Source organism: Mesorhizobium prunaredense (assembly GCF_900156895.1).
Lineage (GTDB): Bacteria > Pseudomonadota > Alphaproteobacteria > Rhizobiales > Rhizobiaceae > Mesorhizobium > Mesorhizobium prunaredense.
In genome coordinates, this window is the sequence record NZ_FTPD01000001.1 from 188,518 (window position 1) to 205,495 (window position 16,978).

Sequence of the window (16,978 nt, forward strand, 5' to 3'; positions counted from 1 at the left end):
GACATGCAGTTCATCCAGAACCGCCGCCGTTTCCTAGCCGGCGCTGCGGCAGCCAGCGCCGCGGGCCTTATCGGCACCTCGACACCCGCCTGGGCCGAACCGCCGCCGGAGACCACCTCCGTCCGCCTGCCACGGTACATCGGCGGCGCCTATTGCTGGGCGGGCCTGTACCTCGCCGGAGAGATGCTGCGCGCCGAGGGGTTCACCGATGTCCGCTATGTGCAAGGTGACAAGAAGGTTGATCATTCGGCGTGGATCGCAAACGGCGAGACGGATTTCAGTGTGAACTACGTGCCGATTCATCTGGCATCGATCGATGCAGGAGTGCCGATCAGGGTACTAAGCGGACTGCACTCCGGGTGCCTCGAACTGATCGCCAACGACAGCGTCAAGGGCATCTCGGATCTGCGGGGAAAGCGGGTTGGGGTCTTTACGCTTGATTCGCCGCAATACGTGTTGGTTTCTCTAATGGCCGCCTATGTTGGGCTCGATCCCGTCAACGACATCGAATGGGTCATCGAAGAACACAATTTTGCTGAAGGCTTCGTCGAAGGAAAGTACGATGCAGTACTCGGCCAACCGCCCCGCACGCAGGAACTTCGCTCCAGGAAAGTAGGCCATACGATCCTCAACTCGACCACCGACCCGCCGTGGTCGCAGCATTTCTGCTGCATGATTTCCGCGACTGCGGATTATGTCGACAGACATCCGGTGGCGACGAAGCGCGTGCTCAGGGCCATTCTCAAGGGCGCCGACCTCTGCGCGTCGGATCCGTCGTGGACTGCAGGGCAGATGGTCGATCGAGGTTTCGTCCCCAGCTACGAACTCGCGCTGCAAACGCTTGGCGACATCCGGTACGACAGATGGCGGGATTTCGATGCCGAAGCCTCGATGCGCTTCTACGCGCTGCGCATGTACGAAACGGGCATGATCAAGTCGAGTCCGCAAGAGATAATCTCCACCGGGACGGACTGGCGCTTCCTCGACGAGTTGAAGCGGGAGTTGAAGACGTAGGCAATCGCCGACACGCCGTGCCCATCAGGGAAGGAGAGGCTTATGCAGATCATCCGGAACCGCCGTCATTTCCTGGCCGGCGCCGCGGCCGTAGGCGCCGCGGGACTTATCGGCACGACGACACGAGCGCAGGCCGAGGCGCCGCCCGAAGTCACCAGCGTCCGTTTGCCCGCGTTCCCCAATGTCTCAGATTGCCAGGCGGCCATGTACGTTTCGGAGGAACTGCTGCGCGCCGAAGGCATCATGGACGTACAGTTCGTAACATCCGGCACGGGCCCGGATTCCGCGGACTGGCTAGCGAACAACGAACTGGATTTCGATTGGAACTTCCCGCCCGCACATATCCGCTCGATCGCCAACGGCGTGCCTATCACGGTACTGGCTGGCATGCATGCAGGCTGCCTCGAACTGTTCGCGAATGACAGCATCCGCAGCGTTAAAGACCTTAAGGGCAAGCGCGTCGGTGTCGATGCAATTTTTGGGGTTCCCCACATGCTCCTGGTGATCATGACGGCAAGCGTTGGGCTTGATCCGAACAACGACATCAACTGGATTGCCAGCCCGAACTTCAACCCAGTGGAAATGTTTGCCGCCGGCAAGATTGATGCATTTCTCGCTGGACCACCCCAACCGCAGGAAATGCGTGTCAGGAAGCTAGGCCATGTGATTCTAAACACGAGCCTCGACCGCCCGTGGTCGCAATACTTCTGTTGCATGCTCTCTGGAACTTCGGATTTTGTTCAAAGGTATCCAGTGGCGACGAAGCGCGTGCTGCGCGCCATGCTGAAGGCCGTCGACCTCTGTGTGTCTGATCCAGAGCAAGTGGCCAGAGTCGTGGTCGAAAAGCGCTTCGCTAGCAGCTACGACTACGCGCTGCAGGCGATGACCGATGCGCGCTTTGACAAATGGCGGGAATACGATGCGGAGGATACGATCCGCTTCTACGCCCTTCGCATGCAGGAGACGGGCATCGTCAAGCCGGGCCCGCAAACGATCATCACCGAAGGCACTTACTGGCGCTTTCTCGACGAGCTCAAGCGTGAGCTGAAGACGTAGACCTATCGCCGACACGTGGCGCCTTTTCAAGGGAAGGAGAGACTCGTGCAGATTGTCCAGAACCGTCGCCGTTTCCTCACAGGCCTGTCCGCGCTCGCAGGTGCGGGTCTTGCAAGGGGCCGCAACGCGGCCGCCGCCGAAGCGGCACCTGAAACCACGGTCGCCCGCTTTGCGGCGGCGCCGGGTATCTGCATCGCTCCGCAGTACGTCGCCGAGGATCTGATCCGCGCAGAGGGGTTCTCGGATTTTGGCTTCGTGGCCGCCGACGCCGGTATCGCCCAGACCGAGATGCTGGCGCGCGGCGACATCGATTTCGGCATAGACTTTGCCACGGCCCTAATCATTCCGGTCGACACTGGCGCCCCGATCAAGGTGATCTCCGGAGTACATGTCGGCTGCTACGAGTTGTTCGGACGCGAGGACATCAAGAGCATCGCGGATCTCAAGGGCCGCAAAGTCGGCGTCGGCGGCAATCTGTCGTCGGATCCGCATATCTTCGTCAGTGCGATGGCGACCTATGTCGGCCTCGATCCGCAACGCGACATCGAATGGATCGTCGGCGAGGCAAAGCCGGCGGAACTCTTCGCCGAGGGCAAGGTCGACGCCTTCCTGGCTTTTCCGCCTGAGGCTCAAGACCTCCGCGCCCGCAAAGTCGGTCACGTCATCCTCGACAGTTCCAAGGACCGGCCGTGGTCGCAATATTACTGCTGCATGCTGGCGGTCAACGCCGCGTATGCCGAGAAAAATCCAGCTGCCACCAAGCGCGTCATCCGGGCCATCATCAAATCGGCCGACATCTGCGCGGCCGAACCGGAAAGGGTGGCACGCCTCCTGGTGGATGGCGGACACACCGATCAATACGACTACGCCGTGCAGTCGCTCCGCGAGCTCCCATATTCCAATTGGCGCGACTTCGATCCCGAGGACACGATCAGGTTCTTCTCGTTGCGGTTGCATGAAGCCGGGATTGTCAAGTCGAACCCAAACGAGATCATCGCGAACGGCACCGATTGGCAGTTCTTCAACGAGGTCAAGCGTGAGTTGAAAATCTGAGCCTGCTTTGTCCCAGGGAGAAAGCGTGACATGGGGATCATTCAGAATCGACGCCGTTTCATGGTGGGCCTATCGGCGGTCGGCGCCGCAGGCCTCGTCAGCGTGCCAACATCGGCTAATGCCGAGCCGGCACCAGAAACCACGACAGTGCGTTTGCCAAGGACGTTCCGCGCCCTTTGCGAAGCGCCCAAGAATATCGCCGGGGAGCTATTGCGCGCCGAAGGGTTCACCGATGTACGCTACATAGACTTGGCCGCCGACTCCGACCCGTCCGCGATGCTCGCAAGCGGCGAACTGGATTTCACCACCGACTTTCCACCAGCGCACATCATGGCGATCGACGCCGGCATGCCGATAAAGGTGGTCACCGGCCTGCACTCCGGCTGCCTCGAACTGATCGTCAAGGAAAGCATCAACAGCATCTCCGACCTCAAGGGCAAGAGGGTGGGCGTGTTCGCGCTGACGTCAGCTCCGCACGTGCTCGTGACCCTCATGGCCGCCTATGTAGGTCTCGATCCCGCCACCGATCTCGAGTGGGTCGCGAACCCGGACGTCAGCTCGATGCAACTCTTTAACGAAGGAAAGGTCGATGCCTTTCTGGCGGTGCCACCCGAGCCGCAGGAGCAGCGCGTCCGGAACTTCGGCCACACGATCCTCAATACGACCGCCGACCGGCCATGGTCGCAACACTACTGCTGTATGCTTGCCGGCAGCGCGGACTATGTCGACAGACACCCGGCCGCGACCAAACGCGTGCTGCGAGCCATTCTCAAGGCCGCCGACATCTGCGCGTCGGATCCGGAACTGGCTGCGCAACTATCGGTCGATGGCAAGTTCACCGATCGATACGACCATGCGTTGGAAGGCTTGCGTGAAGCGCGCTACGACGTGTGGCGGGAGTTCGACCCCGAAGACACAATGCGCTTCTACGCACTGCGGATGAATGAAGTCGGCTTCATCAAGGCCGGCCCTAACAAGATCATCGCCAACGGCACGGATTGGCGTTTCCTCAACGAGGTCAAGCGCGAGATGAAAACGTGAGCGAGTGGCCGGCGCGCATCTTGCTGCTGGCGCTGATGGCCGGGCCGGCACACGCGCACGACGCGCCGCACGACGAGCGCCTGCCGACGATCGGACCGGCGCCGGACTTTACCTTGGTATCGCAGGACAGCGTGCGTGTGTCGCTGCACGACTTTCGCGGCAAGGTGGTCGCGGTCTCATTCATCTATACGTACTGTACCGACGTCTGCCCCATGCTGACCGCCCATATGGCCAGCGTGCAGGAAAAGTTGGGTAGTGCATTCGGACCCAAAATCGCCTTCGTTTCGATCACCGTCGACCCGGAGCGCGATACGCCCGATGTCTTGAAGGAATATGCGCAGAGTTTTGGCGCCGACCTGAAGGGCTGGTCGTTTCTTACCGGTGATCCGGCGGTCGTCCATGAGGTGGGACGGAAATACGGGGTCATCGCGAAGAAGGCGGCGAACGGAGATGTCGACCATACCTTGTTGACGTCGCTCGTGGACCCCGGTGGCATCTTGCGAGTACAGTATCTTGGTGTCCGGTTCGACCTGGAGGAGTTCCGGGATGACCTTCTTAGCCTCTTGGACGAATCCAAATAGCATAACGAACCGGCTCGTTGGCTGGGTTGCCCGGCTGCCGGCGCGCGTCCAGACCAAGCTCTTGATCGCGTTCCTGTCGATCGTCGGCCTGCTGATCGTGCTCGGGGCCGTCGGGTTGCAGGTGCTGAGTGGGGTGAACGATCAGACCAACGAGCTGATCAAGCTGCAGCGCAGGATCGCGGCCTACCGCCAGGTACAGCACGATACGACCACCCAGCTCTATGGCATCTCCACCGCCCTGTTGCTTCAGGACGACCGGATGCTGGATGCGGCGCTGCGCCAGCTCAATCAGTTCGGCTACGACCTCGACCGCATGGAGTTCGTCGCCAAAGCCGAGGTGGAAGTGCTCGGCCAGGTCAGGCAAGAGTACGAACGGCTGACGGCCGGGGTGACGCACGTGGCAGAGCTCGTCCGCGCCGGCCGCACTGAGGAGGCGCGCAAAGTTCAGCTTGATGAAATCATACCGTCGGCTGATAGCCTCGAGCGGCTGACAAACCAGCTGGTCAACATGGCCGAAGCCGACATGGTGGCGGCCATCGAAACGACCGAGGGTGCGTACGGCACGTCCAGACTGATCGTGGTCTCGTTTGCGGTGGGCAGTATCCTGCTGGCGTTGGGGCTCGGCTACATCATCTCCTGGTCGTTGATCGAACCGGTCAAGAAGATCGAGACGCGTCTCAGCCAGATAGCGGCCGGCGATTTCGCCCAACAGGTTGCCGTCGCCAATCGCGACGAACTTGGAGTACTCGCCGCTAACGTCAACCAGACCTCCGACCAGCTGGGGCGCCTGTATCAGGAGATTGAGACGCGCACCCAGCAGCTCGACGAAGCCCTTCAGCAGCAGACAGCCACCGCAGACGTTCTGAAGGTCATCAGCCGCTCTACCTTCGATCTGCAGGTCGTGCTCGATACGTTGGTGGAATCGGCTGTCAGGCTCTGCCGTGCCGACAAGGGTGGTATCGTGCAGTTGCTGGATGGCGTATTCCGCTATGTGTCGACGCATGGCTACCCGCCCAGTTTCCGTGCTTATGTCGACGCCAATCCACTTCCAGCGCTTGCCGCAGGCCGAGGCTCCGCCGTAGGGCGCGTAATCGAAGAACGGCGGATCGTGCAAATCGAAGACGTGACCGCTGATCCGGACTACCGCGTTGCCTTGATCGCTGAGGCAGGCGGATTCCGCACCGTCCTCGCTGCCCCGCTGTTGCGGGAAGGTGATCTCGTTGGCGTATTCGTCATGACGAGGGTTGAGCCGCAACCTTTCAATCCCAAGGAGATCGCGCTCGTCGAGACATTCGCCGACCAGGCGGTGATCGCCATCGAGAATGCGCGGCTCTTCGAGGCGGTGCAGTCACGGACGCGCGAACTCGCCGCGTCTGTTGGTGAGCTCGAGGCGCTTGGTGAGGTGAGCAAGGCGGTCAATTCGACGCTGGATCTCGACACGGTGCTGAAAACGATCGTCGCCAAAGCGGTCCAGTTGTCGGAGACGGATGCTGGCACCATCTACGTGTTCAGCACCACGCGGCAGCAATTCCGTCCGCGCGCCAACTTCGGTATGAGCGATGAGCTTATCGCCGCAGTCTCACACCAGACGATCGGGCTGGCCGACATGGGGATCGGCGACGCACCCGGGCGCTGTATGCCGGTTCAGTTTCCCGACCTCAGCGAGGAGGCCTCATCCTTCCTTGTAAGAAAGACGATCGTCGAAGCCGGATACCGCGGTATCCTGATCGTTCCGCTGCTGAGGCCCAACAAGATCGTCGGTGCACTGGTCGTCAGGCGCTACAAGCCAGGTGCCTTCCATGAGCAAGTTGTCCACCTGCTGGAGACCTTCGCAGCCCAATCGGTGCTCGCGATCCAGAATGCCAAGCTGTTCCGTGAAATCGAGGAGAAAGGCCGGGAGCTGGAGGCAGCTAGCCGCCACAAGTCCCAGTTCCTCGCGAATATGAGCCACGAGCTCAGGACACCGCTCAATTCGGTCTTGGGCTTCACAGAACTGCTGGTCGACGGCATCTACGGCGAACTCCCGGACAAGGCAAAGACGACCGTCGCGCGCGTGCAGGCAAACGGTCGTCACCTCCTCGGGCTCATCAACGACGTACTCGACCTTTCCAAGATCGAAGCCGGCCAGCTCACGCTGGCGATCGAGGACTACTCCGTCGCGCAGATTGTTCGATCGACCGTTACGGCTGTCGAGCCGCTGGCACGAGCGAAGGGTCTTGAGCTTTCAACGACTGTTGCCGAGAACCTTCCATTCGGCCGCGGGGACGAACGCCGTTTGACGCAGGTCCTGCTCAATCTTGCAGGCAATGCCGTCAAGTTCACCGAAACGGGTGCGGTCGACATTCTTGCCGATGCGGTCGACGGGCACTTCGAGATCACCGTCCGAGACACCGGTCCCGGCATTGCGTCCAAGGACCAGGCTCTCATCTTCGAAGAATTCCAGCAGGTCGACAACAGCAGCACCAGGCAGAAGGGTGGGACAGGTCTTGGCCTGGCGATCTCGAAGCGCATCGTCGAAATGCATGGCGGAACCATAGACGTCGAGTCCGTGATCGGGTCAGGGTCGACATTCCGTCTGAAGGTACCAATCCGGGTGAATGAGGACGCGAGGGCCGCATGAGCAAACGAATCCTGATGGTGGAAGACACCGAGGACAACCGCCAGATCATCCGCGATCTCATTGCCACCACCGAATACGAACTGATCGAGGCGGCGGACGGCGCCGCCGGCATCGCTGCAGCCGTAGCGCATAGGCCAGACCTGATCCTTATGGACATTCAGCTCCCGGTGATCGACGGGTACGAAGCGGCCCGCCGCATCAAGGCCGACCCGGCGCTCCGGCACATTCCGATTATCGCCGTCACCTCCTACGCACTGTCGGGCGACGAGGCGAAAGCCCTTGCTGCTGGGTGCGATGGTTACATTGCCAAGCCATTCAGTCCGCGCCAGCTGCTTTCCGAGATTCGCGGGTTCCTTTCTTGAGGGAGGCAGCGCCGTGCACGATCCGCCTCGCATTCTCGCGGTCGACGATACTCCGGAAAACCTCGAGATCCTGCGCATGCGCCTCGAGGCGAATGGCTACGAAGTTGCAACCGCCGCCGATGGTGAAGAGGGGCTTGCGAAAGCCCGCGAACTCACGCCGGATCTGATCCTGCTCGACATCATGATGCCGAAGCTCGACGGCATCAGTGTGGTACGCATGCTCAAGCACGATCAATCGCTGCGATCGATCCCCGTTATTCTGGTCACCGCGAAAGCCGACACGCGCGACGTGGTCGAGGGGCTGGACGCCGGTGGCGACGACTATCTGACTAAGCCCTTCGAGCACAGGGCGCTGTTAGCGCGGGTGCGCTCGATGCTGCGCCAGAAGGCGCTTCACGACACTGTCGCGAGCCAAGCCAAACGCCTTGAGGACCAAGCCGCGCAACTTTCCGACTGGAATCGCTCGCTCGAGCAAACCGTGGCTGAGCAGATGACGGAGCTCGAGCGAATGGCGCGGCTTAGGCGGTTCCTGCCCGAACAGGTCGCCGACCTCATCGTTGCGGCGGGCAATGGAGATGCGCTCTTGCAGAGCCACCGTCGCGAGGTGACCGTTGTCTTTTGCGATTTGCGCGGCTTTACAGCCTTTGCGGAGACCGCCGAACCCGAAGAAGTCATGACAGTTCTTGCCGAGTATCATTCCTGTCTTGGTGAACAAATTGTCCGCCACGAGGGGACTCTCGAGCGGTTCGTGGGCGACGGTATCGTCGTGGTTTTCAACGATCCACTGCCATGCGCCGACCACAGCGAGAGAGCTGTCTCAATGGCCGCTGCGATGCGCGACGCGATTGACGGGCACTCAGAGCGATGGCGCAAGCGGGACTATTTGCTTGGCTTTGGGATCGGCATTGCCAGGGGCCACGCAACCATCGGGCGCATCGGTTTTGATCGACGCTCGGACTATGCCGTCATTGGCACCGTGTCGAACCATGCCGCCCGATTGTGCGAGGCCGCCAAGTCCCGCCAGATTCTCGTTAGCCAACGGGTCCTCGGCGCTGTCGAGTCGCTGGTCGAATCCGTTCTTGTTGGCGATCTGACGCTGAAGGGTTTTCGCCGCCCAATGCCTGCCTATGAAATCGTGCGGTGGTTCGGTCGGCCAGGCTAGCTTTAGACGCACTCCGGTCTCTTCCGGGCGATACGACCCGTCGAACCGTCGGCACAAAGCATTCCAGCCACGACCGATCTCGAAACCGCCCGCAACGGGGGAGGAAAGTGTGCGTTCTGCCAGTAGCAACCCGATGGCAGCCTATTTGATGGGTTTCCGATGCCGGCCATCCACGTGTTGGCTTGGCGCCGGGGCCGGCTACCGAAACCCTTCACATAGGCTGCCCGCGCCCTCTGCAATAGAAATGTCGCTTTTGGTGAATGGACGTGGCTGTGGGAATCACTGTCATTAGGCGCAAAGCTGCTATTCCTGCTAAAGCTGGGAAGCAAATCGCCCGCGATGTCACCAACTGCCGAAAGTGTAAGGGGCGCAACGGGCTGATGGGCCTCTCGCTCATCGGGCCTCTTGTCTTGAAGGAGGAGCGCCAGGATGAGCACCGACCGGGATACCGTGCGGTCCTATGATGCGGTCGCGGCGGAGTACGCTGGCGAGACCGCGGCGATGCCCGAATGGGTCGCGACCGAGATCGATGCGTTCGTGACCGAGCTGGGTGGCTCGGGCAGGGTGCTGGAGATCGGAAGCGGTGGCGGGCGAGATGCACTCGAGCTTGAGAAGCGGGGGATCAGCGTCCGGCGCACCGACATTTCGAAGGGTTTCGTCGAACTGCTTCGCGAGAGTGGCTTCGAGGCCGACCTGTTGGACCCGCTGACCGAAGACCTGGCCGACCCGCAGCGTCCCGGCACGCCGTACGACGGGATCTGGGCCTGTGCCTGCCTGATTCACGTCGCGCGCGAGGATTTCGGCACGGTGCTTGGACGGCTTGCCGAGGCGACCCGGCCCGGTGGCCGACTGCACGCCTCGGTCAGAGAGGGCGATGGCGAGGATGTGTCCACACACGGCAGCGCTGCAGCGCCTCGGCGCTACGTCGAGACTTACTGGCGCGAGTCTGCCCTGCGGTCCGCACTCACAGACGCCGGCTGGATCGTCAGCGAGGTCCGTCGGTGCATCGGAAAGCCCGACGATCGGTGGCTGAGCGTTCGGGCGAGGCGCGCGTGACGCACACAGACCTTGCGGAGAAGGTCAGCATTCGGGATGCCTCCATGCTGTGCTACATCGAGACTCGCCGGCGGCGGCGACAGCGACAACGGGTGGCAAGGCATGCTGGACATCGAGAAGGACACTGCGAAGAGGATCATCGACGCGCTGGCGGTCGCCATCGACGGCAAGCCCTCTTCGGCGAAGAGTTTCAACCAATTCCCCTACGAGGACCTCGCCGACTACGGCAACTGGGGTCAAGACAACAATGACTCGAAGAGGGACACGCCGCGCACGCGGGCGCTGTTCATGGCCTACCTCGTCTTCTCCGGCGGACGCATCCCGCTGCGCGGTATCGAGATGCACGGGACCTATTTCCGGCCGGACGTCTGGGTCGCGGGTGCGCTCGTCAAGAAGGGCTACCTGACCGTCGACGAGAGCGCGCAGGAATTCGTGGTCACGCGGGACGGCTGGAGCTTCGTCGCTGACACGCTGGAAGTCCTCGGGAAATAGCCGCCATGCAATACGCCCTGGTCGATAAGGGAACGGCGCGAGTCCTTTCCGAACGGCAGAGGCATCAGTGGGACGCGGAAGGTCAGGATTGGGTGGATTGTGTTGAAAAAGTCTGTCGCCCGTGGAGCACGCACCTGAAGTAGAACGGCGTTTCTTGCCGCGCGCTTCTCAGGAATCAGGATTCACAGTTGGCCAATTTGTGGAACAGAATTCTATCCGAGCGGGCTCACGGCCTCGGTCGCGGACTTTTTCAACAATATCGGTGGAATGTCGACGTTCAGGTTGGATTACCCGCGGGCTCTACGCCGATAACATTCTGCTCCGCGTCCGTCGTGAACGTTCCCTTCGATTGATCCAATATTACAAGCACGTTGCCGAAAGGGTCACATACACGGGCGCATCGTCCGATCGCGATGTCGAACGGCGGTTGCACTGCCGTTCCGCCCGCTGCCAAAAATTCTCGAAATGCCGCGTCCACATCATCAACCAGAATATCAGTCTCTGGACCAATACGAAGATGAACTACTAGTTCTGCATCTGCTTCAGGCAACGCGAAGCCGGCAGCTTCCGCGTCCCGCCAGATGAGGGCATGGCCGAGCCGATCCCGATAAAAGGATATGGCTTCGTCAAGATCGCTCACATGCAGTAGATAGTTGTCGAGTTTTCGGAACAACGGTCTTTTGGCGGCCTCGTAAGCCATTGCGGGACCTCGCGCAGTATCACGGGCTCACATCAGTGCCCAAGATTATGGTTCTGCGACGAGTTCCGCAACGGCTCAGCGTCGGCTCCAGCTGATGCCAGCTTGCAACAGCTCTTTGTATCGCGGGAACGGCAGCTATGGGGTCGATTCCGGGCCTAGCGCGAACTTCCGGTTCGGAGATTCGTCATGAACGACCGGAAGTGGCGCGACCAAGCCGGCCAAAGCATCCGGGTTCGCCGTAAGCCACCGAGCGTTCTACGTCGCGATCGGTGTGGAATGCGGACCTAAATAGCTTCCGGGTAGTGCGGAACTTCCGACGTGGCCAAAGGTTTCGAAGGACATGTCCTACACCGCAACGCTCGTCGCCATTGCGGCGGTTCATGTTGTTGGCAATCCTGGCTTCGGCCCAAATCTGGTGCTTGTGAGCCAAGTTGCGGCGCGACAGTCACGACAGGCGGGATTGCTGGCCGGCATCGGCCTGACGCTTGGGCGACGGCGGCATCAGTCGGCCTCGGCTTGTTAAGCCAGTGTCTAAGCAGATGAGTTGTCCGGATTAGGTAGCACGTGAGTTGTCCGGTTTTATTACCAGCGCATGGAGGCTGGGGATGCGCCAAGGTCTCGTTCGGGTCACGACGCGCCCTTGACCTCCCATCAGGGACAACCGCAAGGGGTCGGTTCCTGCCGTCCACCGGAGTGTCAGACCACTAGATGGTGACAAGCATCTTGCCGGCATTGGCCAGCGGCGTCGTCACGCCCGACAGCATGGTGCGGATATGGGCAACGCTCTGATAGCGACCGTTGACCGAAATGCGCGGCAGCGCATGCAGGAAACCGGCATGCTCGGCGCGCAGCACGCCATGGCGTGTCGTCACCGCCGAGGCATAGCCGGCATGGCGGGCAATGCCGACTTCGCGTTCGCCAACGGCGCTGGCATAGCCATAGGGATAGGCGAAATGGCGCGGCGCCTCGCCGAGTTCGGCCTGCAATATGCCCCTGACGTCGTCGACCTCGTGCCGCGCATTGGCTTCGGAAAGCCGCTTCAGGTTGCGATGATTGACGGTGTGCGCGCCGATCGTCACCAGCGGATGCCCTGCCATGGCGCGGATCTCGTCCCAGTTCATCAACAAGCTCTGGCGCGCGCCCAACTCGATACCGTTCGACCGCGCCAGGTCGCGCAGCACCGCGCGCTGGTCCTCCTCGCGGATCTCCAGCGTCAGATAATCGTGCAGGCGCGCAAAGGCCTGGATTTTCTTGCCCGGGTTCGAGCAGTCGATCGTCACCGGACCGTTCGGTGTCGTCAAAACCAGCCGGTTGCGCGCGCTGACGATGTCCTCGACCACCTCCCACCATAGATCGGCGGCGCCGTTTATCAGCCCCGGCGCGACATAGATGGTGATCGGCGCGCCGTGCTTTTCCAGCACCGGCAGCGCCTCGGTCATGTTATCGCGATAGGCGTCGTCGGCGGTCATCGCCGCGAACTGGCCACCCTTGCCGCCCGCCTTGATGCGCTCGATCGCCTCGTCCAGGGTGACGAATGCATAGAAGTGCGCCTTCATGTCGGCGATGACAGCGTCGAGGAACTCGGGCGCGATGGTGAGATGCCGGTTGACGCTATCAGGCTTTTCCGGCGTGGCGGTGACCCGATGCAGCATCAGGATGGCGCCGATGCCGCCGACAAACGGCCTGGCCAGCGGGGCAAGACCGGTATAGCGCACGACGTTGAGCGCCAGTTTCCGGATCGCCTCGCCCCCGTCGATCATTCATTCACCTTTTGCGCCTAGGCTCGTCCAAGCACGGAATGCGCCTATGCGCGCGCCCAATCGCGGTGAATACGCCCTAAAGGATTGAGGTATGGTTGACGCCACCGCGTCATTTGACGGCAATCGGCTCGAAGCAATGGAGGCGACGCCGCGCGCGTTGCCTGCGGATCATGCCGGCCTGTCGGTCTCGGTCGCCGACGGTGCGGCACTTGCGGCCTATGCCGAGTTCTGCGGTTCGGCGCTGTTCGCGCCGGCGCAGAGCCCGGCCTGGATCGTGAACTGGACCAGGCATGCCGAAGCGGACACCGTCTTGGTGACGCTGAGCGCTGACGGCCGGCCGGTTTTTTCGTTGGCGCTGGAAGTCACTAGCAGCGGTCGGTTCCGCGTCGCCCGTTTCATGGCCGGCCGCCATGCCAACGGCAATTTCGCCTGCGCCGACCCGTCCTGGCTGACCAAGGCGGATGCTGCGGCAATCCGCTCGATGCTGGCGGCGATCGCCAGGGCGCGGCCGGATATCGACCTCGTCGCGCTGGAACGGCTGCTGCCCGATCTCGACGGCATTGCCAATCCGCTGCTATCCCTCCCGCATTTTCCCAGCCCCAACCTCTCGCTGGCCGTCGACCTGGCGGGAGGTTTTGATGCACTGCTCGCCCGCGCGAGCGGCAAGCGCAGGCGCAAGAGGCACCGCTCGCAGGCGCGCAAGCTAGAGGCAGTCGGCAGCCACCGCCGCATCGAAGCCCGGACAGCCGACGAGGTGAACAGACTGCTCGATGCGTTTTTCGAGATGAAGGAGTTCCGCTTCCGCAAGATGGGCATCGCCAACGTCTTCGGCGAGCCACAGGTTCGTGCTTTCTTCCGCGCGTTGTTCGTCGAAGCGCTTTGCGACGACAAGCCGTCCTTCGTGCTGCATGGGCTCGAAGTCGCCGGCAAGCTTCGCGCCGTCACCGGATCGAGCCGCTCGGGAAAACGCCTGATCTGCGAGTTCGGAGCGATCGCCGACGACGACCTTGCCCATGCCAGCCCCGGCGACTTCCTGTTCTTCGACAACATCGAGGAAGCCTGCGAGAGCGGGTTCGATGTCTATGATTTCTCGGTCGGCGACGAACCCTACAAGCGGCTGTGGTGCGATATCGAGACCCGGCATTTCGAGGTCCTGATTCCGCTGACGATAAAGGGCCGCGCGCTGGTGTTTGTCCTGCGGCAAAGCGCGCGCCTGAAAGCCTTAGTCAAGAACAGCCCGACGATCTGGACGCTGACCAGGATGCTGCGCCGCAAGGCGGCCGGACAGGCTGTGCCAGCAGAGGACGACAGTTAACATTCCCCTCCGTGGTCGTCGTAAGGACGAAGGCCGATCCTTGACGCCTCCCTTTTGGCCGCGCCGATGCTCAGAGATAGCTATAGCGAATGACCAGTCCCGGGACGGGAAGCGCGACGCAGCTACTGGTCTAGCTCGTGATCGAAAGCTTTGGACGATTCCGGGGCGCTGGTCGCCTCAAGGGCAGCGATATCGGCATCATCGAAGTCGTCGAGGCTCAGTACCTGTCGGTCGCGGCGCTTGAGACGATGATATTCCTCAGTCGAGATCATCACGGTGCGCTCCCGACCATTGCGGGTGACCACCACGGGCTGGGTGAGCGCCATGTCCTGATAACGTCCAATATTACGCTGAAACTCGGCCGCGCTGACTTTGATCATTTTCCTGCCATCTGATCCAGATGTGATGAATTATGCGTGTAATGCATGACGTCCTCAATCGGAATCGACATGGAACCAACGAACCGTCTCAGGCGGCGGAGCGACGTCCCGGTAGCGGCGTCCCTGGCGTCTGATGGCCGACCGGCGTCACCAGCGTCAGGTCGGGATAGCCGCTCTCGATCAGCTCGACCGCGGCCTGCGCCACCTCGTCGTTCGGCTCCAGCATCGAAAGGAAGACCTCGGTGCCCTCGCCGACAAGCCGGCTGATGCCTTGCGCGTCGGTGGGTCCGCATTCGACCACGACCAGATCGTAGGCGGTGGTCAGCGACTGCATGATGATCGGCAGCCGGTCGGCGGCGCGCATGGCGCGGACCGGATCGGCGTTGCCGACGGGAATGACGTGGCAGTCCGAATAGAGATCGACATGGATCACGTCGCTGAACTGTGCTTCGGAGGCGAGCAGATCGGTGATGCCCGGGAAAAGCCTGCTGTCCAGCGTCGGCCGCGAGGCGGCGCCCGAAGCGGTGAGATCGAGCAGGAGCACGCGCAGGCCGGCGTCGGAAACCTCACGCGCCACCAGCACCGCCGAGGCGGCCGCCTCGTCGCCTTCCGGCGACACGAATATCGCGCGTGCCGCACCGCTTGTGATCAGTTTCTCCACCGCCTTGTCGATTTCGACCTCGCCAAGGCTGCGGGGCGCCGGCCCGACGTCGTCGCCAGTTGCTGGGCCAGTTGCCGGGCCGGTTGCTGGGGCCGTTGCTGGCGCCGCGGCAGCCGCTTGCGGCTCTGCCTGGGCTTGCGCCGTCCGATCCCTAGGGTCTTCGATATCGGCCGGTTCCTGATTGGGCGGCTCGTGATCGGGCGGTTCGTGATCGGATGTTTCGTGGGCAACCGGCATCGCGACCTGTTCGATCCGCTCGAAGCGGGCGCCGGCGGCCGGCCGCATGGCGCGGCCCGAAAACAGTTCTTGCAGAAGCGTCACGATCGCCATGACCAGCAGCGAGCCGACGAGGGCCGCACCGGCGATCGGCAGGATTTTTGGAAAATAGGGCTCGGACGGCGCCACCGCGCGGGAAAAGACACGGGCGTCGACCGGCAGATAGTTGCTGTCCTTGCGCGAGGACGCCTCACGATAACGGGTCAGGTAGGATTCGAGCAGCTGGCGCTGGGCGGTCGCTTCGCGCTGCAGCGCGTCCAGTTCGACCTGCTGGTCGCCGGCGCGCGCCGATGCGGCCTTCAGCGTGTTGACGTCGGCGACAAGCTGGTTTTCGCGGGCCTGGGCGGTCTGCGCCTGCGTCATCAGCCCTGTCATGATCTTTTCCGCCTCGCTGCGGATCTGGCGGTCGAGATCGGCAAGCTGCGACCTCAGCGCCCTTATGCGCGGATGATTGTCGAGCAAGGAGGTGGAAAGGTCAGCGATGTTGGTCTTGAGCTCGACCTGCCGCTCGCGCAGGCGCTGGATGAGTCCGGACGACAGCACCTCCGGTACCGCATCGAGCGAGCCGCCATTCTGCAGCGCCCTGCGCACGCTGTCGGCGGTCGCTGCCGCCGAGGCGCGATTGGCCCGCACCCGCGACAATTCGCTGGACAGTTCGGAAAGCTGTTGCGTGGCGAGCACCGAATTGTTGCCGCCCATCAAAAGATCGGACTGGGCGCGGTAGCTTGCCACCTTGGCCTCGGCATCCTTCACCCGCTTCGACAGGTCGGCGATCTCCGGCGCCAGCCAGTCGGTTGCGGCGGAATTCGATTCGATGTTGGCATTGCCCTGGACGGAGATGTAGGCGTCGGCGATGGCGTTCGGAATGTCGGCGGCGAGCCGGGGATCTTCCGAGGAGAATTCGATGACGATAACGCGAGATTTTTCAACGCGATAGACGTTGAGCTTCTCGCGCATCTTCGTCAGCACGCGTTCTTCCGGCGGAATCTCGTTGGGGTCGCTTTTCAGGCCGGCGACGACAAGCAGACGGCTCAACGCCGGCATATCCGCCGTCTCGTCGAACTCGGGCAGCCGCGACAGGTTCAGCTTCGATGCCACCTGCTTGAGGATGTCGGTCGAGGAAATGACCTCGACCTGGCTGGTCACGCCTTCCTCGTCGAGAATCGGCTTGTCGTTGTCATTGGTGCCGTCGGGGCGCGTGTAGACCGATTCGCGCGTTTCGATCAAAAGCCGGGTTTCGGCCCGGTAATGCGGCGTGGCGAGCCAGGTGAGCGCGAACGCCAGGCCGGTTACGACTAGCGCGACGGCAAGAATGCGCAGCCAATTCCTCGCAAGGCTGGCGAAGAGCTGCCTGAGATCGACGTCGACATCTGCGGCCGCGGATTGAACGGACATGTATCCTGCTCCGGTATTTTGGTCAGCATACACCGTAAACAAATATGGTAACTC

General features: G+C 62.0%; 15 protein-coding genes. 11 read left to right on the top strand and 4 right to left on the bottom strand.

The window, feature by feature from the left end; all coding sequences use genetic code 11:
- The first annotated feature begins 3 nt into the window (after nucleotides 1–3).
- From BQ8794_RS00965 to BQ8794_RS01010, 10 genes are all read left to right on the top strand, one after another.
- Nucleotides 4–1,014, top strand: coding sequence for an ABC transporter substrate-binding protein (locus BQ8794_RS00965; RefSeq protein WP_077371792.1), 1,011 nt, complete (start codon nucleotides 4–6; stop codon nucleotides 1,012–1,014).
- A 42-nt stretch (nucleotides 1,015–1,056) separates the two neighbouring features.
- Nucleotides 1,057–2,070, top strand: a complete 1,014-nt coding sequence (locus BQ8794_RS00970) for an ABC transporter substrate-binding protein (RefSeq protein ID WP_077372447.1) — start codon at nucleotides 1,057–1,059, stop codon at nucleotides 2,068–2,070.
- Nucleotides 2,071–2,115: 45 nt separating this feature from the next.
- Nucleotides 2,116–3,123, top strand: a complete 1,008-nt coding sequence (locus tag BQ8794_RS00975; protein WP_167378582.1) for an ABC transporter substrate-binding protein — start codon at nucleotides 2,116–2,118, stop codon at nucleotides 3,121–3,123.
- 30 nt (nucleotides 3,124–3,153) lie between these two features.
- Nucleotides 3,154–4,164, top strand: a complete 1,011-nt coding sequence (locus BQ8794_RS00980) for an ABC transporter substrate-binding protein (protein ID WP_077371799.1) — start codon at nucleotides 3,154–3,156, stop codon at nucleotides 4,162–4,164.
- Complete coding sequence (locus BQ8794_RS00985; RefSeq protein WP_077371802.1) at nucleotides 4,161–4,745, top strand: SCO family protein; 585 nt, start codon at nucleotides 4,161–4,163, stop codon at nucleotides 4,743–4,745. Before BQ8794_RS00980 ends, BQ8794_RS00985 begins: the two co-directional genes overlap by 4 nt.
- Complete coding sequence (locus BQ8794_RS00990; RefSeq protein WP_077371805.1) at nucleotides 4,711–7,365, top strand: HAMP domain-containing histidine kinase; 2,655 nt, start codon at nucleotides 4,711–4,713, stop codon at nucleotides 7,363–7,365. Before BQ8794_RS00985 ends, BQ8794_RS00990 begins: the two co-directional genes overlap by 35 nt.
- The gene (locus tag BQ8794_RS00995) at nucleotides 7,362–7,727 is read left to right on the top strand and encodes a response regulator (protein ID WP_077371808.1); all 366 of its coding nucleotides are present in this window, start codon (nucleotides 7,362–7,364) and stop codon (nucleotides 7,725–7,727) included. Before BQ8794_RS00990 ends, BQ8794_RS00995 begins: the two co-directional genes overlap by 4 nt.
- Nucleotides 7,645–8,889 (top strand): adenylate/guanylate cyclase domain-containing protein, encoded by a 1,245-nt coding sequence (locus BQ8794_RS01000; protein ID WP_244554817.1) that lies wholly within the window; start codon nucleotides 7,645–7,647, stop codon nucleotides 8,887–8,889. Before BQ8794_RS00995 ends, BQ8794_RS01000 begins: the two co-directional genes overlap by 83 nt.
- Before the next feature lie 429 nt (nucleotides 8,890–9,318).
- Nucleotides 9,319–9,945 carry a class I SAM-dependent DNA methyltransferase gene (locus BQ8794_RS01005; protein WP_077371814.1) on the top strand — a complete coding sequence of 209 codons (627 nt, stop codon included), beginning with the start codon at nucleotides 9,319–9,321 and terminating at the stop codon, nucleotides 9,943–9,945.
- Between the two features lie 102 nt (nucleotides 9,946–10,047).
- Complete coding sequence (locus BQ8794_RS01010) at nucleotides 10,048–10,437, top strand: hypothetical protein (protein WP_077371817.1); 390 nt, start codon at nucleotides 10,048–10,050, stop codon at nucleotides 10,435–10,437.
- Nucleotides 10,438–10,714: 277 nt separating this feature from the next.
- On the opposite strand, the gene BQ8794_RS01015 is transcribed toward BQ8794_RS01010, so the two are convergent.
- On the bottom strand, nucleotides 10,715–11,137 hold the full coding sequence (locus BQ8794_RS01015) for a VOC family protein (RefSeq protein ID WP_077371820.1): 423 nt from the start codon (nucleotides 11,135–11,137) through the stop codon (nucleotides 10,715–10,717).
- A gap of 704 nt (nucleotides 11,138–11,841) precedes the next feature.
- Nucleotides 11,842–12,897 (bottom strand): polysaccharide deacetylase family protein, encoded by a 1,056-nt coding sequence (locus BQ8794_RS01025; protein ID WP_077371826.1) that lies wholly within the window; start codon nucleotides 12,895–12,897, stop codon nucleotides 11,842–11,844.
- A 91-nt stretch (nucleotides 12,898–12,988) separates the two neighbouring features.
- On the opposite strand from BQ8794_RS01025, the gene BQ8794_RS01030 reads away from it, so the two are divergent.
- Complete coding sequence (locus tag BQ8794_RS01030) at nucleotides 12,989–14,212, top strand: GNAT family N-acetyltransferase (protein ID WP_077371830.1); 1,224 nt, start codon at nucleotides 12,989–12,991, stop codon at nucleotides 14,210–14,212.
- A 122-nt stretch (nucleotides 14,213–14,334) separates the two neighbouring features.
- On the opposite strand, the gene BQ8794_RS01035 is transcribed toward BQ8794_RS01030, so the two are convergent.
- Nucleotides 14,335–14,592: a type II toxin-antitoxin system Phd/YefM family antitoxin gene (locus BQ8794_RS01035; protein WP_077371833.1), complete on the bottom strand. Its 258-nt coding sequence runs from the start codon at nucleotides 14,590–14,592 to the stop codon at nucleotides 14,335–14,337.
- An 88-nt stretch (nucleotides 14,593–14,680) separates the two neighbouring features.
- Complete coding sequence (locus BQ8794_RS01040; RefSeq protein WP_077371837.1) at nucleotides 14,681–16,924, bottom strand: GumC family protein; 2,244 nt, start codon at nucleotides 16,922–16,924, stop codon at nucleotides 14,681–14,683.
- Between the last annotated feature and the right edge of the window lie 54 nt (nucleotides 16,925–16,978).